The sequence below is a fragment of the Enterobacter sp. V87_3 genome (assembly GCF_029967835.1).
Lineage (GTDB): Bacteria > Pseudomonadota > Gammaproteobacteria > Enterobacterales > Enterobacteriaceae > Enterobacter > Enterobacter cancerogenus.
The window spans coordinates 195,418-219,301 of sequence record NZ_JASCAM010000024.1 but is presented as its reverse complement, the minus strand read 5'-3'; the positions used below and the strand labels follow the sequence as shown (position 1 = coordinate 219,301).

The 23,884-nt window shown below is 58.9% G+C and carries 20 protein-coding genes; 10 read left to right on the top strand and 10 right to left on the bottom strand.

What is annotated here, in order from left to right; genetic code table 11:
- The first annotated feature begins 358 nt into the window (after positions 1–358).
- Entirely contained in the window at positions 359–1,738 is a 1,380-nt protein-coding gene (gene ygjG / locus QLG21_RS13680; RefSeq protein WP_042322056.1) for a putrescine aminotransferase, read from the top strand.
- A gap of 87 nt (positions 1,739–1,825) precedes the next feature.
- On the opposite strand, the gene QLG21_RS13675 is transcribed toward ygjG, so the two are convergent.
- Positions 1,826–2,428 carry a helix-turn-helix domain-containing protein gene (locus tag QLG21_RS13675; RefSeq protein ID WP_137903667.1) on the bottom strand — a complete coding sequence of 201 codons (603 nt, stop codon included), beginning with the start codon at positions 2,426–2,428 and terminating at the stop codon, positions 1,826–1,828.
- Between the two features lie 42 nt (positions 2,429–2,470).
- Here QLG21_RS13675 and QLG21_RS13670 point away from each other — a divergent pair, with 42 nt between their 5' ends.
- Both QLG21_RS13670 and QLG21_RS13665 read left to right on the top strand, forming a co-directional pair.
- On the top strand, positions 2,471–3,157 hold the full coding sequence (locus QLG21_RS13670) for a B3/4 domain-containing protein (RefSeq protein WP_282484607.1): 687 nt from the start codon (positions 2,471–2,473) through the stop codon (positions 3,155–3,157).
- 12 nt (positions 3,158–3,169) lie between these two features.
- The gene (locus QLG21_RS13665; protein WP_282484606.1) at positions 3,170–4,018 is read left to right on the top strand and encodes a dihydrodipicolinate synthase family protein; all 849 of its coding nucleotides are present in this window, start codon (positions 3,170–3,172) and stop codon (positions 4,016–4,018) included.
- Positions 4,019–4,072: 54 nt separating this feature from the next.
- Here the strand turns inward: QLG21_RS13665 and lsrG are convergent, their stop codons facing one another.
- From lsrG to lsrA, 6 genes are read right to left on the bottom strand one after another with little or no spacing between them, the layout of a single operon-like run.
- The gene (gene lsrG / locus QLG21_RS13660) at positions 4,073–4,366 is read right to left on the bottom strand and encodes a (4S)-4-hydroxy-5-phosphonooxypentane-2,3-dione isomerase (RefSeq protein WP_101736938.1); all 294 of its coding nucleotides are present in this window, start codon (positions 4,364–4,366) and stop codon (positions 4,073–4,075) included.
- Positions 4,363–5,250, bottom strand: coding sequence for a 3-hydroxy-5-phosphonooxypentane-2,4-dione thiolase (gene lsrF / locus QLG21_RS13655; RefSeq protein WP_006178652.1), 888 nt, complete (start codon positions 5,248–5,250; stop codon positions 4,363–4,365). Before lsrF ends, lsrG begins: the two co-directional genes overlap by 4 nt.
- A gap of 11 nt (positions 5,251–5,261) precedes the next feature.
- Positions 5,262–6,263, bottom strand: coding sequence for an autoinducer 2 ABC transporter substrate-binding protein LsrB (lsrB, locus tag QLG21_RS13650; protein WP_101736937.1), 1,002 nt, complete (start codon positions 6,261–6,263; stop codon positions 5,262–5,264).
- The gene (gene lsrD, locus QLG21_RS13645; protein WP_058609441.1) at positions 6,260–7,243 is read right to left on the bottom strand and encodes an autoinducer 2 ABC transporter permease LsrD; all 984 of its coding nucleotides are present in this window, start codon (positions 7,241–7,243) and stop codon (positions 6,260–6,262) included. The genes lsrB and lsrD overlap by 4 nt, the downstream gene beginning before the upstream one ends.
- On the bottom strand, positions 7,244–8,275 hold the full coding sequence (gene lsrC, locus QLG21_RS13640) for an autoinducer 2 ABC transporter permease LsrC (RefSeq protein ID WP_102890163.1): 1,032 nt from the start codon (positions 8,273–8,275) through the stop codon (positions 7,244–7,246). It abuts the gene before it with no gap.
- Complete coding sequence (lsrA, locus tag QLG21_RS13635) at positions 8,272–9,759, bottom strand: autoinducer 2 ABC transporter ATP-binding protein LsrA (protein ID WP_042322061.1); 1,488 nt, start codon at positions 9,757–9,759, stop codon at positions 8,272–8,274. Before lsrA ends, lsrC begins: the two co-directional genes overlap by 4 nt.
- A 215-nt stretch (positions 9,760–9,974) precedes the next feature.
- On the opposite strand from lsrA, the gene lsrR reads away from it, so the two are divergent.
- The 3 genes from lsrR (at position 9,975) to QLG21_RS13620 (ending at position 14,766) form a co-directional block, all read left to right on the top strand.
- Complete coding sequence (lsrR, locus tag QLG21_RS13630; protein ID WP_282484605.1) at positions 9,975–10,946, top strand: transcriptional regulator LsrR; 972 nt, start codon at positions 9,975–9,977, stop codon at positions 10,944–10,946.
- Between the two features lie 32 nt (positions 10,947–10,978).
- Positions 10,979–12,559, top strand: coding sequence for an autoinducer-2 kinase (lsrK, locus tag QLG21_RS13625; RefSeq protein ID WP_282484604.1), 1,581 nt, complete (start codon positions 10,979–10,981; stop codon positions 12,557–12,559).
- A gap of 185 nt (positions 12,560–12,744) precedes the next feature.
- Positions 12,745–14,766, top strand: coding sequence for an NADPH-dependent 2,4-dienoyl-CoA reductase (locus tag QLG21_RS13620; RefSeq protein WP_282484603.1), 2,022 nt, complete (start codon positions 12,745–12,747; stop codon positions 14,764–14,766).
- 91 nt (positions 14,767–14,857) lie between these two features.
- Here the strand turns inward: QLG21_RS13620 and rlmG are convergent, their stop codons facing one another.
- On the bottom strand, positions 14,858–15,994 hold the full coding sequence (gene rlmG / locus QLG21_RS13615; protein WP_282484602.1) for a 23S rRNA (guanine(1835)-N(2))-methyltransferase RlmG: 1,137 nt from the start codon (positions 15,992–15,994) through the stop codon (positions 14,858–14,860).
- An 83-nt stretch (positions 15,995–16,077) separates the two neighbouring features.
- Between rlmG and QLG21_RS13610 the strand changes: the two genes are divergently transcribed.
- The 4 genes from QLG21_RS13610 to sstT all read left to right on the top strand — a co-directional run bounded on the left by QLG21_RS13610 (position 16,078) and on the right by sstT (position 20,365).
- Complete coding sequence (locus QLG21_RS13610) at positions 16,078–16,581, top strand: M48 family metallopeptidase (protein WP_006178666.1); 504 nt, start codon at positions 16,078–16,080, stop codon at positions 16,579–16,581.
- Between the two features lie 70 nt (positions 16,582–16,651).
- Complete coding sequence (locus tag QLG21_RS13605; protein ID WP_058609436.1) at positions 16,652–17,650, top strand: Gfo/Idh/MocA family oxidoreductase; 999 nt, start codon at positions 16,652–16,654, stop codon at positions 17,648–17,650.
- A 252-nt stretch (positions 17,651–17,902) separates the two neighbouring features.
- Complete coding sequence (locus tag QLG21_RS13600; RefSeq protein ID WP_058609435.1) at positions 17,903–18,868, top strand: TerC family protein; 966 nt, start codon at positions 17,903–17,905, stop codon at positions 18,866–18,868.
- A 255-nt stretch (positions 18,869–19,123) separates the two neighbouring features.
- A complete protein-coding gene (gene sstT, locus QLG21_RS13595) occupies positions 19,124–20,365 on the top strand; it encodes a serine/threonine transporter SstT (RefSeq protein ID WP_137903677.1) in 1,242 nt (413 codons plus the stop codon).
- A 137-nt stretch (positions 20,366–20,502) separates the two neighbouring features.
- Here sstT and QLG21_RS13590 read toward each other — a convergent pair whose 3' ends face one another.
- Both QLG21_RS13590 and uxaC read right to left on the bottom strand, forming a co-directional pair.
- The gene (locus QLG21_RS13590) at positions 20,503–21,990 is read right to left on the bottom strand and encodes an altronate dehydratase family protein (protein WP_282484601.1); all 1,488 of its coding nucleotides are present in this window, start codon (positions 21,988–21,990) and stop codon (positions 20,503–20,505) included.
- Between the two features lie 17 nt (positions 21,991–22,007).
- Complete coding sequence (gene uxaC, locus QLG21_RS13585; protein ID WP_042322071.1) at positions 22,008–23,420, bottom strand: glucuronate isomerase; 1,413 nt, start codon at positions 23,418–23,420, stop codon at positions 22,008–22,010.
- Between the last annotated feature and the right edge of the window lie 464 nt (positions 23,421–23,884).

The window sequence follows — 23,884 nt, the reverse complement described above, 5'->3', positions numbered from 1 at the left end:
AATTTATCTTTAGTTGTTAAACATGATTGAGATCGCAAATTTCAGTTAAACCGCACTTTTTGCGCGCCTTTTTAATTAATTGATTTTAAATACTTTCGTAGTGAAATTACTCATAAAGCATGATCTGTTAACGCCCACTAAAGAAGCACACGCCGCACCGCACTGGTGCGCCTGCTTGCAGGAGGCAAAAATCGGCCTGCCGCTTCATCTCGTCCGGGCTTTACCGGCATGATTAAATATTGCGCAATAATCATTTCCCCTGGCGTTTATCCCGATTTTTGTTAAGTCCTCTGAAGTGGCGTAATCCCTGCAATAATTAACGCAGTATCATGTGATACGCGATCCCCGGGAGCATATTTTGAACAGGTTACCTTCCAGCGCCTCGGCTCTTGCCTGTACCGCGCACGCACTGAATCTCATTGAAAAGCGAACGCTTGACCATGAGGAGATGAAACACCTGAATCGCGAGGTCATCGACTACTTTAAAGAACATGTGAACCCTGGATTTTTGGAGTATCGCAAATCTGTTACCGCCGGCGGGGATTACGGAGCCGTAGAGTGGCAAGCGGGAAGTTTGAACACGCTTGTCGACACCCAGGGACAGGAATTTATCGACTGCCTGGGTGGTTTTGGCATTTTCAACGTGGGGCACCGTAATCCAGTTGTGGTTTCCGCCGTACAGAATCAACTCGCGAAACAACCTCTCCATAGCCAGGAACTGCTCGACCCGCTGCGCGCCATGCTCGCAAAAACGCTGGCGGCCCTAACGCCCGGCAAACTGAAGTACAGCTTCTTTAGCAATAGCGGCACGGAATCGGTCGAAGCGGCGCTCAAACTCGCGAAGGCGTACCAGTCGCCGCGCGGAAAATTCACCTTTATTGCCACCAGCGGCGCGTTCCACGGTAAATCCCTGGGTGCACTCTCGGCGACCGCCAAATCCACCTTCCGCAAACCTTTTATGCCGCTGCTGCCGGGCTTCCGCCACGTGCCGTTTGGCGACATTAATGCCATGCGCACCGCCCTTAGCGAATGCCGTAAAACCGGCGATGACGTGGCGGCGGTGATCCTGGAACCCATCCAGGGCGAAGGCGGCGTGATCTTACCCCCGCAGGGCTATCTGCCCGCCGTGCGTCAGCTGTGCGATGAATTTGGCGCCCTGCTGATTTTCGACGAAGTGCAAACCGGCATGGGGCGCACCGGCAAGATGTTTGCCTGCGAGCATGAGAACGTTCAGCCGGACATCCTGTGCCTGGCAAAAGCGCTCGGCGGCGGGGTGATGCCGATAGGTGCCACGGTTGCCACCGAAGAGGTGTTCTCGGTGCTGTTCGATAACCCCTTCCTGCACACCACCACCTTTGGCGGCAACCCGCTGGCCTGTGCGGCCGCGCTGGCGACCATCAACGTGCTGCTGGAGCAAAACCTGCCTGCGCAGGCGGAGCAGAAAGGCGACATGCTGCTGGATGGCTTCCGTCAGCTGGGGCGTGAATATCCGGATCTGGTACAGGACGCGCGCGGCAAAGGCATGCTGATGGCCATTGAGTTTGTGGATAACGAAACCGGCTATAGCTTCGCGAGCGAGATGTTCCGCCAGCGGGTGCTGGTGGCAGGTACGCTTAACAACTCAAAAACCATTCGCATTGAACCGCCGCTCACGCTGACGATTGAACAGTGTGAGCAGGTGCTGAAAGCGGCACGTAAAGCGCTGGCCGCGCTGCGGGTGAGCGTGGAAGAGGCGTAAATTGCGCCGGGTGGCGCTAACGCTTACCCGGCCTAATAAATACTGCATCTGTAGGCCCGGTAAGCGTTAGCGCCACCGGGCTGCTTTTTATCGGTGAAACTCCGCCACCGTCATGGTGAAGCGAAGCACGGTATTGCCTTGATTGGCGTAGCCGTGCGCCGCTTCGGTTTTCGCCACCACCGACGCCCCGGCAGCAACCTGCGTTACCGTCTCGTCCACCGTAAGCGTTAACATGCCTTCGTTCACGTGTAGCAGCTCAAAGGTTCCCGCCGGATGCCCCGAAGAGGTAAAACGCTCTCCCGGCTGCATCTCCCAATGCCATAGCTCAATCATATCCGGGCCCGCGGTGCCCGCCAGCAGCCTGGCGTAACCGCCCAGTGCGCCCTGCCACAGCACCGGTATCGCGGCTTCTTCGATAACGTGCACCTGCGGCTCGCTGGAGACGTTAACGATATCCGCCACTGAGATACCGAGCGCGGCGGCCAACTTGCACAAAATGGCGATACTGGGGTTAGCTGCACCCTTTTCGATCTCCACCAGCATGCCTTTGCTGACGCTGGCGCGGCGGGACAACTCATCCAGCGACAGTTTTTTCTCTTTCCGCCAGTTGCGGATGCGGTTCGCGACGGCCAGGCTTACCTGGGAAACGTCCGCGCCCTGCACAGTCATTATATTGACTTTTTCAGTCATTGGTCACTACCATGGTATAAAACAGTCAATACAGGATTATTTATGTCTCTCGTTACGCCGTCAATAGACTTGCGTCTTGCCGGGATTGCCCCAGGCTTTCGGGCGCTGAGCATTCTGGTTGAAGCCGCGCCGATTACTCACCCGGAAGCGGCAGCTGCCGCGCTGGCGCAGGCCTGCCAGCAGATGCTTAATGATGATGTGCCATGGGCTGCTGCACACCTTTCAGGCTGGGATGACGTGTTTAAAGCCTTCGGTGCGAAACCGAAACGCACGCCCTGCTCGGCATCCGCCCTGCGTAAGCGGGTTTTGAAAGACGGATCGCTGCCGCCGCTGGATCCGGTGGTGGATATCTATAACGCAGTGAGTATTCGCTACGCCATTCCAGTTGGCGGAGAAAATTTCGCGGCTTATTCAGGCGCGCCGCGTCTGACGCTGGCCGACGGCAGCGAGCCGTTTGATACCGTCAAAGAGGGACAGCCAGTGGTGGAACATCCGGAACCGGGCGAGGTTATCTGGCGCGACGATCTCGGCGTCACCTGCCGTCGCTGGAACTGGCGCCAGGGTATACGGACGCGTCTGGACAGCCAGGCGCAGACCATGTGGTTTATTCTTGAGAGCCTGCCGTCGATGCCGCTTGCGGCGCTGGAAGAGGCGGGAGAAGAGCTGGTCAGCAATCTGCAACAATTGATGCCTGGCGCAACGGCTCAGGTTCAACTGCTGGAACTGTAAGAGGGCAACACGATGTTTCACGGGTTAAGCGCCTTTCCGTTAACGCCCCTGAAAGAGGGTAAGTTTGACGAGCGGGCCTTTATCAATCTGCTGCGTCCCGTGGTCGACGCCAGCGTGGATTCGCTGGGCATTCTCGGCTCAACGGGAAGCTATGCCTATCTGACCGTTGAAGAGCGCGGCCGGATCGCACGCTGCGCGGTGGCACATGCTTATGACATTCCGGTCATCATCAGCATCGGCGCGCTACGGCTCGACGATATTCTGCGTCTGGCAGACGACGGGCAGGCGGCAGGAGTCTCCGGCGTGCTGATGGCCCCCGTGTCGTACCAGCGGTTAACGGAAGACGAAACGTTTAATCTCTATGAAACGGTGACTCGACAACTCTCCGTACCGCTATGCATTTACGACAATCCGGCCACAACCGGTTTTGCGTTTAGCGATGAACTGTTATTTGCGGTCGCGGCCCTGCCGAATGTGGGATCCATTAAGCTTGGTCGCGTGCCGGAGGACTTGTCGCAGATACGCGATCTTCTTCCTGATACGGTCACGTTGGGCATCGCCGGTGACTGGCTAGCGGCCTCAGCCCTTCAGGCCGGGTTTGACGTCTGGTACTCGGTTCTCGCGGGGTTGTTCCCTCATACGACGCTGGCGATTGCGCGTTCGAAAGAGGCGGCACAATCCGAGCGGTTAGAGCCTCTGTGGGAATTGTTCCGTCGATACGGCAGCTTACGGGTTATCGCGGCGGCAGCAGAGATGATGGGAAAAGTGGCTGCACCTGTATTGCCATTTCCGTTACAGGCGGTTCAGGGTGAGCCGCGTGAAGCGCTAGCCCGGATACTTGCGGATCTGGAGCTGGCCTGAAAAATGCCGGGTGGCGCTAACGCTTACCCGGCCTATAAACCTTTATAACGCCTGTTACTCCGGCAACAACCCCACAAAACAGCGCTTTTTGCGCGGCTCTGACATCAGCTCCTCAAGCTTATCCACGCAGGCCAGGTAGTGCGGCGTCTGCTTGTGCGCCAGCACTGCCGCTTCGTCTTTATAGGCCTCGTAGATAAAGAACCGGCTTTTCACCCGCGGGTCCTGCAGCACGTCAAAACGCAGGTTTCCTGGCTCCTGAATCGCCCCTTCGTGGTTGGCGCGAAACACCTCCAGAAACTCGTCCACGCGTTCGGGTTTGATGTTGATCTCGACTAACGTCACGTTCATTTTGCTTCTCCCTGTTTTTCTTCCTGCCAGAACTGGAACGCGTCCCGCGCGCTCATGTTCTCGTGAACCACTTTTTTCACCGCTTTCAGCATGGCGAGCGGCGCGCTGGACTGGAAGATATTCCGCCCCATGTCCACGCCGGACGCCCCCTGATCGATAGCCCGCCAGCACATCTCCAGCGCCTCGTTTTCCGGCAGTTTTTTGCCCCCGGCGATGACAATCGGCACCGGACAGCTGGCGGTCACTTTTTCAAAGCCCTCGTCGACATAATAGGTTTTAACGAACTGCGCCCCCATCTCGGCGGCAATGCGGCTGGCGAGAGAGAAATAGCGGGCGTCACGCGCCATCTCTTTGCCAACACCCGTCACCGCCAGCGTCGGCACGCCGTAGCGCGCGCCCGCGTCCACCAGTTTGATGATGTTATTGATCGACTGATGCTCAAATTCACTGCCGATATAGACCTGCGCCGCCACCGCGCAGGCGTTCAGGCGCAGCGCGTCTTCCATCGCGACCGCCACGCACTCGTTAGACAGTTCGCCCAGAATCGAGTTACCGCCCGAAGCGCGCAGCACCACCGGCTTATTGGTGGCCGCTGGCACGGTGCTTCGCAAAATACCGCGGGTGCACATCAGTACGTCGGTTTCACCAAATAGCGGGGCAATAGAAAGATCGATACGCTCAAGGCCGGTGGTCGGGCCCTGAAAATAGCCGTGGTCAAAGGCCAGCATCACCGTGCGGTTGCTTTGCGGGTTGAAGATCCGCGCCAGCCGGGACTGCATGCCCCAGTCCAGCGAGCCACAGCCCTTCAGGGTATAGGGCGCGTTTACCTGTGGCGTGCCGATGCCAAAATCCTTGCCGTCTTTGATGTCGTCTAAATCAGCCATTTGCTCCCCCGTCAGAAATCGTATTTGCCGATGTTCTCTTTGGTAAACACCACGCGCTCCGGCAGCAGCACAATACCGTTGCCCTTCGCCTCATACTGGTAACCCTGCACGCTGTTTGGCTCGACCTTGAGCGTGCCGATATCTTTTACCTCCACGCTGTCGCCCACGTTAAGATCGCCTTTTTTCAACAATTGATCGGCGACATTGACCGCAATTTTGCCCTGTTGCACCACATCCCACAGGCCGAAGGCTTTCACTGTTCCACGTTCAACGTACGGACGCATGACGTTCGGTGTGCTGAACCCGACGATCGCCACCCCTTCCCGCTTCAGGTTTTCTGCCGCCTGCGCCGCAGCAGGCAGGGCGTTAGCGTCCGGGGCAATGATCGCATCCAGATCCGGATATGCTTTCAAGATCCCTTCAGCGGTTTGCAGGGATTTCGTGGCGTCGTTATAGCCGAACTGGGTGGTGACGACCTGCCACTGGGGATGATCTTTCTCGATTTTGGCCTTCGCCTCTTTGACCCACTGGTTCTGGTCAGTGACGGTCGGGCTGGAGTAGAAGAACGCGACTTTGGCATTCGGTTTGGTGACCTGCTTGCCGGCCATCTCCACCAGCAGGCCGCCGAGTTGTTCCGGCGTCCCCTGGTTGATGTAAATGCTGCGGCACTCCGGTTTGGTGTCGGAATCCCAGGTCAGCACCTTCACGCCGCGCTGCATCGCGCGCTTCAGCGCCGGGCAGAGGCCGTCCGGCGACACGGCGGAGACGATAATCGCGTTATAGCCCTGGTTCACGAAGTTATTGATCAGCTGCACCTGGCCGGAGACGCTCGGCTCAGTCGGGCCGTCGTAGGTCACGTCCACGCCAAGATCTTTACCCGCCTCTTTCGCGCCGTTGCCGCCGCTGGTAAAGAACCCCACCCCCACCAGCTTCGGGATAAAGGCGATGCGGTCCGCCGCCTGCGCAGACGCCACGCTGAGCGCCATCGCCAGGACTATCAGTTTTGTTTTCATCTTACGCTCCGGATATGTTTTGTGAGGAGAGAGCGCACCCATTCACGGTGCAGACTCAGCGAACGTCCCATCACCACCACAACCAACAGCGCCCCTGACAGCGCGCTCGACACCTGGTTGGGGATGCCGACCATCTGTAAACCCTGTTGCAGATACCCCACCAGCAGCGCCGCCAGTGCCGTACCGATAACCGAACCTGAACCACCGTAGATATTCGCGCCGCCCAGCACCGCGGCGGTCAGCGCGGGCATCAGTAAATCGCGCCCCAGATCCGAACGCGCCGAGCCGAAATAGGAGACCATCACCAGCGCGGCAATCGCCGAGGCGACGCCCACCAGGCCATACAGCGCGTAAGGCATACCATTCACCGACAGCCCCGCATAGCGTGCCGCGCGCGGATTTTGCCCCATCAAAAACAGGTGCCGACCGAAGCGCCCGCGATGGGTAATCAGCCAGAAGAAAAGGGTTATCACCGCGAACAGCACCAGCGGGATCGGCAGACCCAGCACGGTGAGGTTAGCGAAGGCGGTAAAACTGTCCGGAAAGCCGCCGATCCCCTCGTAGCCAGTCGCGCCCGCCATGCCGGAGAGCAGCAGCGCCCCGCCGCCGTAGAGGTACAGCGTGCCGAGGGTTATCACTAACGGGCTGATGCCGGTGTAGTGGATCAGCGCGGCGTTCACCAGCCCGCACAGCAGACCGAGCAGCAGCGTCAGCGGGATCGCCACCGCCATCGGCCACCCCGCCTGCATCATCACGCCCAGCGCAATGGCGCACAGGCCGATGGTGGAGCCGAGCGAAATATCAATCCCACCGCTGATGATGACCAGCGTCAGCGGCAGCGCCACAATACCGATGCAGATAAAGTCGCTGGTGCTGAACAGCAGCATGTTGATATCGAGCATCCGCGGGTTGATGGCCCCAAAGAGCAGGATCTCCAGCACCAGCAAAATCAGCAGCGCGCTTTCCCAGTTAAGCCTCATTTACGCCACCTCTTTTTTGCGTTTTGGAAACGGGGTGACGTGCTTTCCCCCTTTATTGCCCGGCTGGAAACGGCTGTATTTCAGCGCCCGCTGATGCCTTGCAAGCGCCTGACGCAAGCGCCCGTCGAGCACCAGCACGCCCAGCAGCACCAGCCCGGCAATAAAATCATTCCACCAGGCCGGGAGCCTGAACAGCACCAGCACGGTGTCGATTTGGGTCAGGAAGAACGCACCGAGCAGCGCGCCAATCAGCGTGCCCGTCCCGCCCAGCAGCGAAATACCGCCAAGCACGCAGGCGGCGATGGCTTTCATCTCCAGCCCGCTGCCGGTCTGATTCGGCACAAAGCCAATCTGCGCGGCAAAGACGATGCCTGCACAGGCCGCCAGCATCCCGTTAAGCGTAAAGGCGATTATCCGCGTGCGGTTGACCGCCACGCCCAGCTGGCGCGCGGCGGCGAGGTTGTCCCCCACGGCGTAGAAGTCACGGCCAAAGGCGGTGCGCGACAGCGTCCACGCGCCGACGGCGGCGAAGAACAGCACCACGAAGCCCAACGGTGAAATCCCGAGGGCAACCGGCGCGGAGAGCGCTTTCAGATCCGGCGGAAGCCCTTCAATCCACTTCCCGCCGGTCCAGAGCAGCATCGCCCCACGATACAGCCCCAGCGTACCGAGGGTGGCGACAATCGCCGGTATCCGCAGCCCCACCACCAGCACCCCGTTGAACGCGCCCGCCAGCGCGCCGATCGACAGGGCAAAAAGGATGGCGGCCGGCAGGCTGTAACCGCTGTTGAGCGCCACGCCAACCGCGATGGCAGACAGCCCCACGGTAGATCCGACCGAAACGTCGATGTTGCGGGTCAACATCACCAGCGCCGCGCCAAGCGCCAGCAGGATCAGGATCTGCGCGCTGGCGAAAATCATCCCCAGGGTTTGCAGACTGAGATAGGCCGGGTTCAGTGCCACCAGCACAACGAACAGGGCGAGGATCGCCAGAAACGCGCTCAGCTCGCGGTTTTTCAGTAAGGTCTTCATGATTGCCCTCCAAACGCCAGCCCCATCATCCGATCGAGCGTCACGGCGTGGCGCGGCAGTTCGCCGCTGAGCATGCCCTGATGCATGACCAGCACGCGATCCGCAAGACCGGGAAACTCGTCGAGATCGCTTGAGATCATCAGCACCGCCACGTTCTGCGCCGCCACGCTTTTGATCAACTGATAGATATCGGCGCGCGCCGAGACGTCCACACCGCGCGTGGGTTCATCGACAATCAGCAGCAGCGGGTTGGCCTCCAGACAGCGCGCCAGCAGGACCTTCTGCTGGTTACCGCCAGAGAGCGTGCGCACGGTTTGATCCGCATGGTTGAGCTTGATCCCCAGCGCCCGGTGATAACGCTCCACCACCGCAGATTCCCGCCTGCGCTGCTGCCAGAGGGACGGCTCGTTCAGGGTCACGGTGTTCCAGCGAACCGGCGCATCCAGGAACAGGCCGGAGACCTGCCTGTCTTCAGGCAGGTAGACCAGCCCTTTTTCCAGACGCGCGGCAACCGAATCCGCGTTGATCTCCTGATTTTCAAGCCAGACGCGTCCGCCGCGCACGGGGCGCAGGCCGTAAAGTGTTTCAGCGAACTCGGTACGTCCGGATCCCACCAGCCCGGCCAGGCCGACGATCTCCCCGGCGTAAATCTCCAGGCTGAGATCGATAAACCCTTCCCCGGTAAGATCGTCTACCCGCAGCACCGGAAAGTCCTGCGGCTGGGTCCGGCGATTCCCGGGCAGCGCCAGCCACAGTTTTTGCGTGTCGCTTAAGCGTTGTTCCCGGCTCACCGGGGTCATGGCGGCAATCAGGGCGTTATCGTCAAAGGTCGCGGTTTCGCCGCTCAGCACCACGGCCCCGTCGCGCATCACCGAGACGTGGCTGGAAAGCTGGCGGATCTCCGGCAATTTATGTGAAATAAAGACAATGCCAACGCCCTGATCCTGCAGGGCGCGGATCTGGCGAAACAGCCGCTCGGTTTCGCCAGGGGTCAGCGACGCCGTAGGCTCGTCGAGGATCAGAATTGTTGCATTACGCATCAGCCCGCGCAGGATCTCCACCATCTGCTGATCCGCCACCTCCAGCGTGCTGGCGGTGGCATCAAGACTGAGCTGGCACTGCAGCTGCTGCAGCTTCTCCGCAAGACGCTCGTCCACCCCCTTTTCGCGCGGCAGGCGGAAAAGAATATTTTCCCGCACCGTCAGGTTAGGAAACAGCAGCGGCTCCTGCGGCACCAGGTAGATCCCCAGCCCGTGCGCCTGGCCGGGGCTGAGGCGTGCATATGCCCGTCCGGCAACCGAAAGTTCACCGCTGTCCGGGGTCTCGACGCCAGCGATAATCTTCATCAGCGTCGATTTCCCCGCCCCGTTACCGCCCATTAACGCATGCACCTGGCCCGCAAGCAGCATGAAATCAATGCCTTTTAACACCGGCACGCCCGAGAACTGCTTGCTGATATTCCGTGCTTCGATAAGTGGGGTCATCATCGCTCCGCTGTTGAACAAATGATTTTTTGATTTAATAATGTTCAAAAGCGTAGACGGTGAACTATATTTACAACCGTGCAGGGATCACAGTTTTATCGATTAAGATCCAGATACCCCTAAAACAATTTTAAAGATCCGTTTTGCCGCGTGGCTCACATTTTCGGCCCGCGCCTGAGCGAACATATGATCTAAATTTTTATAAGAGTTCAAATATGAGCGATAAACGCGCTGTGGAAGAGGGTCGTTTTGCCGGGCTGGCGCTGGCGGAAGAGGAGCTGGTCGCTCGCGTGGCATGGTGTTACTACCACGACGGGCTGACCCAGAACGACATTGGCGAACGGCTCGGCCTGCCGCGCCTGAAGATCTCCCGCCTGCTGGAGAAAGGCCGCCAGTCCGGGGTGATCCGCGTGCAGATCAACTCGCGCTACGAGGGCTGCCTGGCGCTGGAGACCGAACTGCAGCAGCGCTTTGGTCTGAAGCTGGTGCGCGTGATGCCCGCCCTTAACACCCCGCCGATGAACGTGCGGCTGGGCATTGGCGCAGCGCAGTCGCTGATGGGCGTTCTGGAACCCGGCCAGCTGTTAGCGGTGGGATTTGGTGAAACCACCATGAGCAGCCTGCAGCACTTAAGCGGTTTTATTAGCTCACAGCAGATCCGCCTGGTAACGCTCTCCGGCGGTGTCGGGCCGTATATGACCGGTATCGGCCAGCTGGATGCGGCCTGTCGCGTCAGCATGATCCCCGCCCCGCTGCGCGTTTCATCCGCCGGGGTGGCCGGGATCTTAAAGCGTGAAACCAGCGTGCGGGACGTGATCCTCGCCGCCACCGCCGCCGACGTGGCGGTGGTTGGAATAGGTTCAGTGAACCAGCGCCGCGACGCCACCATTTTACGCTCCGGCTATATCAGCGAAGGTGAACAGCTGATGTACGCCCGGAAAGGGGCGGTGGGCGACATTCTCGGTTACTTCCTCAATGCCGACGGCGAGTGCGTCGAGGAGCTTGAGATCCATAAAGAATTACTCGGCGTCACCCTTGATGAACTGGCGCAGCTGCCCACCATCGTTGGCGTGGCCGGAGGTGAAGAGAAAGCCGATGCGATTTACGCCGCACTGAAAGGTCGCCGTATTAATGGCCTGGTGACGGAAGAGACGACAGCCCGCGCGGTGCTTGCTCTGGCAACATAAGAGACGGCCCTGCGCCTGACACGAGGCATGCTATGAGTTACCTTTTAGCGTTAGATGCAGGGACAGGCAGCGTTCGCGCCGTTATTTTCGATGTGCAGGGCAACCAGATTGCCGTCGGCCAGGCCGAGTGGAAACACCTGAGCGTGGAGAACGTGCCCGGCTCGATGGAGTTTGACCTCGACACCAACTGGCGGCTGGCCTGCCAGTGTATTCACCAGGCGCTGGAGCGTGCCCACCTGCGCGCGGCGGATATTCAGTCCGTGGCTTGCTGCTCCATGCGCGAAGGCATCGTGCTGTATGACCGCAACGGCGACGCCATCTGGGCCTGCGCCAACGTCGACGCCCGCGCCAGTCGCGAGGTGGCCGAACTCAAAGAGATCCACGACGACCAGTTTGAATCCGAAGTGTATGAGGTTTCCGGCCAGACACTGGCCCTGAGCGCCATGCCGCGCCTGCTGTGGCTGGCGCACCACCGCCCGGATATTTATCGCAAAGCGGCGACGATCACCATGATCAGCGACTGGCTGGCGGCAAAACTCTCTGGCGAGCTGGCGGTGGACCCGTCCAATGCCGGCACAACCGGCATGCTGGATCTCTTTTCCCGCGACTGGCGTCCGGCGCTGCTCGATATGGCCGGGCTACGCGCCGATATTCTCTCCCCGGTGAAAGAGACGGGAACCGTGCTGGGGGCCATTACCCGCGAAGCCGCGCAGCAGAGCGGCCTGCGCGAAGGCACGCCAGTGGTGATGGGCGGCGGCGACGTGCAGCTTGGCTGTCTCGGGCTGGGCGTGGTGCGTGCCGGGCAAACGGCGGTGCTGGGCGGCACCTTCTGGCAGCAGGTCGTCAACCTGCCGCAGGTGCGAACCGATCCGGATATGAACATCCGCGTGAACCCTCACGTCATCCCCGGTATGGCGCAGGCGGAGTCGATCAGCTTCTTTACCGGGCTGACCATGCGCTGGTTCCGCGACGCCTTTTGCGCGGAGGAGAAGTTAATTGCGGAACGCATGGGCATGGACACTTACACCCTGCTCGAAGAGATGGCCAACCGCGTGCCTGCGGGCTCACACGGGGTGATGCCGATCTTCTCCGATGCGATGCATTTCAGGCAGTGGTACCACGCCGCGCCGTCGTTTATTAACCTCTCCATCGACCCGGAAAAATGCAACAAGGCCACGCTGTTCCGTGCCCTGGAAGAGAATGCGGCGATTGTCTCCGCCTGCAACCTGTCGCAGATATCGCGATTCTCCGGCGTGACGTTTGACAGCCTGGTCTTTGCGGGCGGCGGCGCGAAGGGCGCGCTGTGGAGCCAGATTTTAAGCGATGTCACCGGGCTGCCGGTGCGCGTGCCGGAAGTCAAAGAGGCGACGGCGCTGGGCTGTGCCATCGCCGCGGGTGCTGGCGCCGGGCTGTTTACCGACATGGCCTCCACGGGTGAGCGGCTGGTGAAGTGGAGCCGCGAATTTACGCCGAACCCGGAATACCGGGAACTTTACGACGGCATGATGCAGAAATGGCAGGCGGTGTACGCGGATCAGCTTGGGCTGGTCGACAGCGGGCTGACCACGTCGATGTGGCAAGCCCCGGGTCTGGTGCGGGCAGCGGTGCCGTAAATAACGCCGGATGGCGCTGCGCTTATCCGGCCTACGGTTTTGTAGCCCCGGTAAGCGCAGCGCCACCGGGGAAGTTCTTTGAGATCTATCACAATCATTCGATCCCGCTTTTACCTTTCTGCTGCCGCTGGCTAAATTAGTAACTCATCCGACCACATAACAATAATTTTACACTGGAAGAGACTATGAGCCGCTACCCGTCGTTATTCGCCCCCCTCGATCTGGGGTTCACAACGCTCAAAAACCGCGTGTTGATGGGTTCGATGCACACCGGGCTGGAGGAGCGTCCGGACGGCGCCGAGCGGCTGGCCGCTTTCTACGCCGAGCGCGCCCGGCACGGGGTGGCGCTGATCGTTACCGGTGGCGTGGCCCCCGCGGTTTCTGGCGTGACGATGGAGGGCGGCGCGGTGCTGAACGATGCGGCCCAGCTGCCGCATCACCGGATTGTGACCGACGCGGTGCATAAAGAAGGCGGTAAAATTGCCCTGCAAATTCTGCATACCGGGCGCTACAGCTATCAGCCGAATCTGGTTGCCCCGTCGGCCCTTCAGGCACCGATCAACCGCTTCACACCCCATGCCCTTACCCACGATGAGATCCTGGCGCTGATCGAGGACTTCGCCCGCTGCGCGGCGCTGGCGCGTGAGGCGGGCTATGACGGCGTAGAGGTGATGGGGTCGGAAGGCTACCTGATTAACGAGTTCCTCGCCGCCCGGACCAACCATCGTGACGACGAATGGGGCGGCGATTATGCCCGCCGCATGCGTTTTGCCGTCGAGGTGGTGCGCGCCGTACGCGAACGTGTGGGCGCGGATTTTATTATCGTCTACCGCCTGTCGATGCTCGATCTGGTGGAGGGCGGCGGCACGTTCGACGAAACCGTACAGCTGGCGCAGGCAATTGAAGCCGCCGGGGCCACGATCATTAACACCGGCATCGGCTGGCACGAGGCGCGTATCCCAACCATCGCCACGCCGGTACCGCGCGCGGCGTTCAGTTGGGTGACACGTAAACTGAAAGGGAAAGTGTCTGTTCCGCTGATTACCACTAACCGCATTAACGATCCGCAGGTGGCGGAAGAGGTCATTGCGCGCGGCGATGCCGACATGGTGTCGATGGCACGCCCGTTCCTCGCCGACGCGGCGATCCTCTCCAAAGCGCAAAGCGGACGCGCGGACGAGATCAACACCTGCATCGGCTGCAACCAGGCCTGTCTGGATCAGATCTTCGCGGGCAAAGTCACCTCCTGTCTCGTCAACCCGCGCGCCTGTCATGAAACGAAAATGCCGGTAACACCTGCCGTCACCCCAAAACGGCTCGCCGTGGTCGGCGCGGGCCCCGCCGGGCTGGCGTTTGCGGTGAATGCCGCCGCGCGCGGGCACAGCGTGACGCTGTTTGATGCCCTGGCTGAGATCGGCGGGCAATTTAATATTGCCAAACAGATCCCCGGCAAAGAGGAGTTTTACGAAACCCTGCGCTACTACCGCCGGATGATCGACCTGACGGGGGTCGAGCTGCGGCTTAACCATTTTGTGAATGCGTCTGATCTGGTGGCGTACGATGAGGTGATCCTGGCCAGCGGGATCGTCCCGCGCCTGCCGGCGATCGCGGGCGTCGATCATCCGAAGGTGCTGAGCTATCTCGACGTATTGCGCGACAAAAAACCGGTCGGCGATCGCGTGGCAATTATCGGCTGCGGCGGGATCGGTTTTGATACCGCCATGTACCTGAGCCAGCCGGGGGAAGCCACCAGCCAGAATATTGCGGCGTTTTGTGAGGAATGGGGGATCGATACCAGCCTCAATCAGATCGGCGGCCTGCGACCGGAAGGTCCGCAGCTGCCAAAAAGCCCGCGCCAGATCGTCATGCTGCAGCGTAAAGCCAGCAAACCGGGCGACGGGCTGGGCAAAACCACGGGCTGGATCCACCGCGCCACCCTGCTCTCACGCGGGGTGAAGATGATCCCGGCGGTGAGCTACCAGAAGATCGACGACGACGGGCTGCACGTGCTGATCGGCGGTGCGCCGCAGCTGCTGGCGGTGGATCATGTGATTTTGTGCGCCGGGCAGGAACCGAAGCGCGATCTGGCCGAACCGCTGCGTGAGGCGGGCAAAACGGTGCATTTGATCGGCGGGTGTGATGTGGCGATGGAGCTGGATGCGCGGCGGGCGATTGCGCAGGGAACAAAGCTGGCGCTGAGTATTTAACGGCATTGCCCGGTGGCGCTGCGCTTACCGGACCTACAATGGCCTCGGACCCGTAGGCCCGGTAAGCGCAGCGCCACCGGGCGAAACACGCTTACCGACGACGCCCCAGCTTAACCGCTTTCAGCACCACAAACTTATTGTTCGTCGCAATGGTGACGCAGTTACCGAAAATCTTCTTCAGCTTGTGGAAGTAGTCCAGATGACGGTTCGCCACGATGTACAGCTCGCCGTTAATCTTCAGGCAGCGGCGGGCATGGTGGAACATCTCCCACGCGACGTTATCCGTCAGGGCGTGCTTCTGGTGGAACGGCGGGTTGCAGAACACGGCGTTGAAGCGGAAAGGCTCCACGCCCGACAGCGCGTTGTTGATCATAAACTCGCAGCGATCCAGCGCGTCCGGCATGTTGGTTTCGACGTTCAGACGGCTTGATGCCACCGCCATCGGCGACTCATCGCTAAACACCACGCTGGCGTCCGGGTTCTTCGCCAGCAGCGTCAGGCCAATTACGCCGTTGCCGCAGCCCAGGTCAACGATCTCGCCTTCCAGGTTTTCCGGCAGATGTTCGATAAAGAAACGCGCCCCGATATCCAGCCCGGTGCGGGAGAAGACGTTCGCGTGGTTGTGGATGGTCCAGTCAGTGCCCTCCAGTTTCCAGCTCAGGGTGTCTGGTGCGTCAGCCAGTTCCGGTGCGCTGAAGGTACAGTTGATCAGGCGCGCTTTTTTCCAGGCCAGCGTGGTGGTGGTTGGGCCGAGCACTTTTTCGAACAGTTCCAGCGTCGACGCGTGGATATCACGCGCCTTGGCACCGGCGATGATGCGCGTTTGTGGCGTGACGACCTTACGCAGCGCGCGCAGCTGCTGCTCCAGCAGCGCCATGGTTTTCGGCACTTTGATCAGCACCACGCCCGGTGCCTGCGGGTAATCCGCGGTGCTGTCGAGGAACTTCACGCTGCCTTCATCGATATCGTTATGGCGCAGGTTCTCGCGCGTCGCCAGCTCGCTTAAGTAAGAATCCCCGATGCTGTAAGGCGTGTGCTCCGCCAGGGCACAGCCCAGTGCGCCAAACGCGTCATTCAGGATCAGAACCGGGCCGCTGATTTCGGTGTCATCCAACTGCAGCAGCAGATAGTCATCCGCCGCTTCCCACGCCTGAAGCGGGTTAACGTCGTCCGTTTCCGGGAAACGTTTAAGGTTGAGTGAACGGAAACCGTTGTCTAAGTGGCTCATCGGCCCTCCTGAATGGTAAAATTTGGCGTATCCCTGAAAAGGGTGCGTGAGTATACCCGTTTTATTGTCGATTTGGGGCGTTGATGAACCAACTTACTTATCTCCAGGGCTACCCGGAGAACTTACTGACTCAGGTTCGCAGCCTGATTGCCGAGCAAAAGCTGGGCGCGGTGCTGGAAAAACGTTATCCGGATACGCACGATTTCGCGACCGATAAGGCGCTCTGGCAGTATACGCAGGATCTGAAAAACCGGTATCTGAAGAGCGCGCCGCCGATCAATAAGGTGATGTACGACAACAAGATCCACGTGCTGAAAAATGCGCTTGGGCTGCACACCGCCATCTCCCGCGTGCAGGGCGGCAAGCTGAAAGCCAAAGCCGAGATCCGCGTGGCAACGGTGTTTCGCAACGCACCGGAGGCCTTTTTGCGGATGATCGTGGTGCATGAGCTGGCGCACCTGAAAGAGAAAGAGCACGACAAAGCGTTCTACTCCCTGTGCTGCCACATGGAGCCGCAGTACCACCAGCTGGAGTTTGATACCCGCCTGTGGCTGACGCATTTATCGTTAAAGAGTAATGCGCAGTAGCGCACGCGAAATGTCATGATGACGTGCTACAGTGGCTACAGGTCCCCCGTTACGGAGTACGTAAACGTCTATGATACGTTTCGCAGTTATTGGTACGAACTGGATCACACGCCAGTTCGTCGACGCCGCCCACGAAACCGGCAAATACAAGCTCACCGCAGTTTATTCCCGCAGCCTTGAGCAGGCGCAGAGTTTCGCCAACGACTACCTGGTCGAGCATCTGTTCACCTCGCTCGACGAGATGGCGCAAAGCGACGCCATCGACGCGGTCTATATCGCCAGCCCGAACGCCCTGCACTTCCCGCAAACGACGCTGTTTCTCAGCCATAAAAAGCATGTGATTTGCGAGAAGCCGCTGGCCTCCAACATTCAGGAAGTGGAAGCCGCCATCGCCCTGGCGCGCGAAAACCAGGTGGTGCTGTTCGAAGCCTTCAAAACCGCCAGCCTGCCGAACTTCCTGCTGTTGCAGCAGTCCCTGCCGAAAATTGGTAAGGTGCGTAAAGCCTTTATCAACTACTGCCAGTATTCGTCGCGCTATCAGCGCTATCTTGACGGCGAAAACCCGAACACCTTCAACCCGGCGTTCTCTAACGGCTCGATCATGGATATCGGTTTCTACTGCCTGGCCTCCGCCGTGGCGCTGTGGGGCGAACCGCACGGCGTAACGGCCACCGCCAGCCTGCTGGAGAGCGGCGTGGACGCGCACGGTATCGTGGTACTGGACTACGGTGATTTCAGCGTCACGCTCCAGCACTCCAAGGTGAGCGATTCGGTCTTACCGAGCGAAATTCAGGGCGAAGACGGCTCGCTGGTCATCGAAAAAATCTCCGAATGCCAGAAGCTCAGCATCGTGCCGCGCGGCGGCAAAGCGCAAGAGCTGACGCAGCCTCAGCATATCAACACTATGCTGTATGAGGCAGAGGTCTTTGCACGTCTGGTTGAGGACAATGAGGTGAACCACCCGGGGCTGGCGGTCAGCCGCACCACGGCGAAACTGCAAACGGAGATCCGCCGTCAGACTGGCGTGGTGTTCCCGGCAGACGGCGTGGGTGCGCAAGTTACCGCGTAAAACTGTGTAATGAATTCATGCCGAGCCTTGACGGATCGCCGGGCCTGACATATTTTGTTACCAGCAAAGGGGAGTAACTTCCTTGCCGGTGGATCGTCATTACGATGCGTGCAATACCGCATCCGGTCGCCGGGCAACCCTCGTGGTTGTAAGTGAGACCTTGCCGGAAGGCGAGGTCTATGCATAAAAAGCTAACGGCTATCGTCTTCTGACCATAGCCGTTTTTGTTTTTTTATGTGTAAGGAAAATAGTATGCATTCTGTCGGCACTCCAATGTTGTGGGGCGGATTCGCGGTTGTCGTGCTCATCATGCTGGCGATCGACCTCTTTTTGCAGGGGCGTCGTGGCGAGCACGGCATGACCATGAAGCAGGCTGCCGCCTGGTCACTGGTGTGGGTCACCCTTTCCCTGCTTTTCTGCGCCGCCTTCTGGTGGTATCTGGCCTCGACCGAAGGCCGTGCGGTGGCCGATCCTCAGGCACTCGCCTTCCTCACCGGTTATTTGATTGAAAAAGCCCTCGCGGTCGATAACGTCTTCGTCTGGCTGATGCTGTTCAGCTACTTTGCCGTGCCTGCGTCACTGCAGCGCCGCGTGCTGGTCTATGGCGTGCTGGGCGCGATTATCCTGCGTACCATCATGATCTTCGCGGGCAGCTGGCTGATCACCCAGTTTGAATGGCTGCTGTACGTTTTTGGCGCGTTCCTGCTGTTCACCGGTGTCAAAATGGCGCTGGCGAAAGAGGATGAGACCGGCATCGGCGAGAAGCCGCTGGTGAAGTGGATCCGCAGTCACCTGCGCATGACGGACAAAATCGAAAGCGAGCACTTCTTCGTGCGCAAGAACGGCCTGCTGTTTGCCACCCCGCTGCTGCTGGTGCTGATTCTGGTTGAGCTGAGCGACGTGATTTTCGCGGTAGACAGCATTCCGGCAATTTTCGCGGTAACGACAGATCCGTTCATCGTCCTGACCTCTAACCTGTTTGCGATCCTCGGCCTGCGTGCCATGTACTTCCTGCTGGCGGGCGCGGCAGAGCGCTTCTCCATGCTGAAGTACGGCCTGTCGGTGATCCTGGTCTTTATCGGTATCAAAATGCTGATTGTCGATTTCTACCATATTCCGATCGCCATCTCGCTCGGCATTGTGTTTGGCATTCTGATCGTGACGCTGATTATCAATACCTGGGTTAACCGCCAGCACGATAAAAAGCAGCGGGTTTAGTGCTTTTTGCCCGGTGGCGCTGCGCTTACCGGGCCTACAACGTCACCCCGAAGGCCGGGTAAGCGCAGCGCCACCCGACACTTTAGTTAATCAACAGTTAAAAAATATGACGCAACACGTAAAATCCAGCATTTTACGCTTCCCTCCTTTCGCGCATTCCCTATACTCGACCAGGCAAACATTTTCTTACATCCGGACATAAATGTGACTTAGAGCACATCCGGAATGGAACACAATTTCACTTAAGGACTTCCTATGAGCGTATCGTCATCGGGTCTTCTTGCGCGTCTGTCGCGTGGCAGCCTGGTTAAGCAAATCTTGATTGGTCTGGTGTTGGGCGTGGCGCTGGCGCTCATTTCCAAACCTGCCGCCGAGGCCACCGGCCTGCTCGGGACGTTGTTCGTTGGTGCACTAAAAGCGGTCGCGCCGGTTCTGGTGCTGACGCTGGTTATGGCCTCCATTGCTAACCATCAGCAAGGACAAAAAACCAACATCCGCCCGATCCTGTGGATGTACCTGCTGGGCACGTTCTCTGCGGCGCTGACGGCGGTTGTAGTGAGCTTCGCATTTCCCTCCACGCTGCAGCTTACGACCGGTGCAACCGACATTACCCCACCTACGGGAATTGTGGCGGTGATGCACGGCCTGCTGATGAGCATTGTCGCCAACCCTATCCACGCCCTGATCAATGCCAACTACATTGGCATCCTGGTGTGGGCCGTCGGGCTGGGCTTTGCCCTGCGCCACAGTAATGACACGACCAAACATCTGATCACCGATGTGTCGAATGCCGTAACCTTTATCGTCACCGTCGTGATTCGCTTTGCGCCCATTGGCATCTTCGGTCTGGTGGCGTCGACGCTGGCAACCACCGGCTTTGGTGCGCTATGGGGCTACGCCCAACTGCTGCTGGTGCTGATTGGCTGTATGGCCGTGGTGGCGCTGGTCATTAATCCGCTGCTGGTTTTCGTACAGACGCGTCGCAACCCCTATCCGCTGGTGTTGATGTGCCTACGTGAGAGCGGTGTGACCGCCTTCTTCACCCGCAGCTCGGCGGCGAATATTCCGGTTAACATGACGCTGTGCGAGAAGCTGAACCTGGACCGTGATACCTACTCGGTGTCAATTCCGCTGGGCGCAACCGTCAACATGGCGGGCGCGGCCATCACCATTACCGTGCTGACGCTGGCGGCAGTGCATACGCTGGGTATTCCTGTGGATCTGCCTACGGCGCTGCTGCTGAGCGTGGTGGCATCGCTGTGTGCCTGTGGTGCATCCGGCGTGGCGGGCGGTTCGCTGCTGCTGATCCCGCTGGCGTGTAATATGTTCGGCATCCCGAACGAGGTCGCCATGCAGGTGGTTGCCGTAGGCTTTATCATCGGCGTGCTGCAGGATTCCTGCGAGACCGCGATCAACTCCTCAACCGACGTGATGTTTACCGCGGCCGTGTGCCAGGCGGAAGACGCGCGTTTAGCGAAGAACGCCCTGCGCAGTTAAAAATAAAAGCCCGGTGGCGGCTACGCCTTACCGGGCCTACAAGGTAAATGCAAAACGGCAACATGTGTTGCCGTTTTTAATGTTTGTACCCTCTCCCCGTGGGAAAGGGCCAGGGTGAGGGCATCAGGCCGCACCGATTAAAGCGTCACCCCACTCTTAAAAATCGCCAGCTCGCGGAAGTCGTTTTTCTCGTTGCAGGTCTGCTTGCCGTTAGCAAATTCCACGATGGTATCGACAAATTCATTAAGCAGCTGCGGCATCGCTTTGCCGTGGATCAGCTGTCCTGCATCAAAGTCGATCCAGTGTTTCTTCTTCGCCGCCAGCTCGCTGTTGGTCGCAATTTTTACCGTCGGCACAAAGCCGCCGTAAGGCGTACCACGACCGGTACTGAACAGCACCATATGGCAGCCCGCCCCGGCCAGCGCGCTGGTCGCCACCGCATCGTTACCCGGCGCACTCAGCAGATTCAACCCGTGCTTTTTCAGGCGTTCACCGTAGCGCAGCACGTCGACCACCTGGCTGGCGCCTGCTTTCTGGGTACAGCCGAGGGATTTCTCCTCAAGCGTCGTGATGCCGCCCGCCTTGTTACCCGGCGACGGGTTCTCATAAATAGGCTGGTTGTGGGCGATAAAATACTGTTTGAAGTCGTTCACCATCGCGACGGTCTTTTCGAAGGTCTCTTCGTCGCGGCAGTGGCTCATCAGAATACGCTCAGCGCCGAACATCTCCGGCACTTCGGTCAGCACGGTTGTGCCGCCGTTGGCAATCATATAGTCCGAGAAACGGCCCAGCATCGGGTTAGCGGTGATGCCCGAAAGCCCGTCCGATCCGCCGCACTCAAGACCAAATTTCAACTCGCTCAGCTTGCCCGGCTCACGTCTGTCGTGGCGCATCACCTCATACAGCTGGTGAAGTTGCTCCAGACCCGCTTCCACTTCGTCGTCCTGATGCTGACACACCATAAAGTGCACGCGCTCAGGATCGAACTCACCCAGCGTTTCGCGGAAGGCATCCACCTGGTTGTTTTCACAGCCCAGGCCAATCACCAGCACCGCACCCGCGTTCGGGTGGCGCACCATGTTTTGCAGCATCGTGCGGGTATTGATGTGATCGTCACCCAGCTGCGAGCAGCCGTAGGTGTGGCTGAAAAGATGTACGCCGTCGGTGCCTTCAGCGTCATTGGTCTCTTTCAGGAAACGCGTCTGGATTTGACGCGCAATCCCGTTTACGCAGCCAACGGTTGGCAGGATCCACAGCTCATTGCGGACCCCAACCTCGCCGTTCGCACGGCGGTAGATCTGTACGTCACGATCTGCCGCCTGCGCCTCTTCCGTCTGGAAATCCGGTTGATAGCTGTACTCGTCCAGATCGCTAAGATTGGTGCGGGTATTGTGGGAATGAATATATTCACCCGGCGCAATGTCCGCCAGCGCATGACCAATCGGCAAACCGTACTTCACGACGTTTTCCCCTTTGGCGATGGGGATCAGGGCAAACTTATGCCCGCGTCCAACGGCCTGGCGCAACGTCACCGACTGCGTATCGAAAGTCACTTCCGTGCCTTCGGACAGATCCGCCAGTGCGACGGCAACGTTATCCAGCGAATGGATTTTGATGTATTGCATATCAACCTCAGACAGCACTAGTTCAGTTCAATGGCGAAGTAGTCACGCGCATTGTTAAAGCAGATGTTTTTCACCATCTCGCCAAGCAGCTGGATATCCGCCGGAGCTTCGCCAGCCTGTACCCAACGGCCAATCATCTGGCACAGAATGCGGCGGAAATATTCGTGGCGAGTGTAAGACAGGAAGCTGCGGCTGTCGGTCAGCATGCCGACAAAGCGGCTTAACAGGCCCAGCTGCGCCAGCTGCGTCATCTGACGTTCCATGCCGTCTTTCTGATCGTTGAACCACCAGCCGGAACCAAACTGCATCTTGCCCGGCATCCCTTCACCCTGGAAGTTGCCGATCATAGTGCCCAGCACTTCGTTATCGCGCGGGTTCAGACAGTAGAGAATGGTTTTTGGCAGCAGGTTTTGTTCGTTCTGCTTGCTGAGCAGCTTAGAGAGCTCTTCCGCCATCGGACGGTCGTTAATGGAGTCGAAGCCCACGTCTGCGCCCAGCAGTTTGAACTGGCGCAGGTTGTTGTTGCGCAGCGCCCCAATGTGGTACTGCTGCACCCAGCCGCGACGGGCATATTCCGCACCGAGGAACACCAGTACCGCGGTTTTGAACTGCGCCACTTCATGTTCGCTTAACGTCTCACCCGACAGACGACGCGCCAGGATACTGTCCAGCTCGGCTTCGTTTGACTCGGCAAACAGCACCACGTCAAGCGCGTGGTCAGAGACCTTACAGCCGTGCGCCGCAAAGTGGTCCAGACGTTTGGTCAGCGCGCTTTGCAGGTCAGCGAAGCGGCGGATGTCGGTGTCGGACACGTCCGCCAGCTTAGCCATATAGTCGTTGAAGGTCGCCTGCTCAATGTTAAAGGCCTTATCCGGACGCCAGCTCGGCAGGACCTTAACATCGAAAGTGCTGTCTTTCGCCACGACGGCGTGATGTTCCAGCGAATCGATTGGGTCGTCGGTGGTCCCGACCATTTTGACGTTCATCTGCTTCATGATGCCGCGCGCGGAGAAGGCATCCTGCGCCAGCAGCGCGTTGCACTCATCCCAGATTTCATCTGCGGTAGCCGGGGAGAGCAGCTTGCCGGTGATGCCAAACGGACGGCGCAGCTCGAGGTGCGTCCAGTGGTATAACGGGTTACCGATGGTGTGCGGCACGGTTGCCGCCCAGGCGTCAAACTTCTCGCGGTCAGTGGCATCCCCCGTACACAGACGCTCCGCGACGCCGTTAGTGCGCATCGCGCGCCATTTATAGTGGTCACCTTTCAGCCAGATGTCATACAGGTTTTTGAAGCGGTAATTTTCGGCAACCTGCTGCGGCGGTAAATGGCAGTGGTAGTCGAAAATCGGCTGGTCTTTTGCATAGTCATGATACAGGCGACGGGCAAATTCAGTATCTAACAGAAAATCGTCGGTCATAAACGGGGTCATTATCGTCATCCTCTGTAACGGGAGCGTCAGAAAGCGTATGTTCAGATGCTGCAAAGTTATCACACCAATTTCCAGCACCCGAAGGTTTTTTCGTGAGTTAGATCAATAAACGCCGACAAATAAATTACCCTCAAAGGAGTAAACTCGCCTGTAAGCCGCGCCAGTTCTGGCTTCCCCCGACTGGACGAAAGCCCCTACAAAGATTCCAGCATTTGTGATGTCACTCACCTTTTAAAGTTGTATGACAAGTTATCTTTTCGCCGTCGCAAACGATAAGCCGACTAAATGCATTCCCGGTGAGAGATACACCGGATTTACGGTACGGATACCGACTTAAGCACGATTACTTATGGCAAGGTTCGGGCCGTACCGGGAAATACCGCCGGTAGCGCCCCTCCCGTTAACAGCCACTCCCGAACACGGTTGAGAGGTTGCCGCGCCCCGGTGCGGAAATAACATAACGA

Coding starts and splice junctions, on each gene's coding strand:
- QLG21_RS13675 (WP_137903667.1), bottom strand. CDS start 2,428: ATGACTGAAAAAGTCAATATAATGACTGTGCAGGGCGCGGACGTTTCC.
- QLG21_RS13670 (WP_282484607.1), top strand. CDS start 2,471: ATGTCTCTCGTTACGCCGTCAATAGACTTGCGTCTTGCCGGGATTGCC.
- QLG21_RS13665 (WP_282484606.1), top strand. CDS start 3,170: ATGTTTCACGGGTTAAGCGCCTTTCCGTTAACGCCCCTGAAAGAGGGT.
- lsrG (WP_101736938.1), bottom strand. CDS start 4,366: ATGAACGTGACGTTAGTCGAGATCAACATCAAACCCGAACGCGTGGAC.
- lsrF (WP_006178652.1), bottom strand. CDS start 5,250: ATGGCTGATTTAGACGACATCAAAGACGGCAAGGATTTTGGCATCGGC.
- lsrB (WP_101736937.1), bottom strand. CDS start 6,263: ATGAAAACAAAACTGATAGTCCTGGCGATGGCGCTCAGCGTGGCGTCT.
- lsrD (WP_058609441.1), bottom strand. CDS start 7,243: ATGAGGCTTAACTGGGAAAGCGCGCTGCTGATTTTGCTGGTGCTGGAG.
- lsrC (WP_102890163.1), bottom strand. CDS start 8,275: ATGAAGACCTTACTGAAAAACCGCGAGCTGAGCGCGTTTCTGGCGATC.
- lsrA (WP_042322061.1), bottom strand. CDS start 9,759: ATGACCCCACTTATCGAAGCACGGAATATCAGCAAGCAGTTCTCGGGC.
- lsrR (WP_282484605.1), top strand. CDS start 9,975: ATGAGCGATAAACGCGCTGTGGAAGAGGGTCGTTTTGCCGGGCTGGCG.
- lsrK (WP_282484604.1), top strand. CDS start 10,979: ATGAGTTACCTTTTAGCGTTAGATGCAGGGACAGGCAGCGTTCGCGCC.
- QLG21_RS13620 (WP_282484603.1), top strand. CDS start 12,745: ATGAGCCGCTACCCGTCGTTATTCGCCCCCCTCGATCTGGGGTTCACA.
- rlmG (WP_282484602.1), bottom strand. CDS start 15,994: ATGAGCCACTTAGACAACGGTTTCCGTTCACTCAACCTTAAACGTTTC.
- QLG21_RS13610 (WP_006178666.1), top strand. CDS start 16,078: ATGAACCAACTTACTTATCTCCAGGGCTACCCGGAGAACTTACTGACT.
- QLG21_RS13605 (WP_058609436.1), top strand. CDS start 16,652: ATGATACGTTTCGCAGTTATTGGTACGAACTGGATCACACGCCAGTTC.
- QLG21_RS13600 (WP_058609435.1), top strand. CDS start 17,903: ATGCATTCTGTCGGCACTCCAATGTTGTGGGGCGGATTCGCGGTTGTC.
- sstT (WP_137903677.1), top strand. CDS start 19,124: ATGAGCGTATCGTCATCGGGTCTTCTTGCGCGTCTGTCGCGTGGCAGC.
- QLG21_RS13590 (WP_282484601.1), bottom strand. CDS start 21,990: ATGCAATACATCAAAATCCATTCGCTGGATAACGTTGCCGTCGCACTG.
- uxaC (WP_042322071.1), bottom strand. CDS start 23,420: ATGACCCCGTTTATGACCGACGATTTTCTGTTAGATACTGAATTTGCC.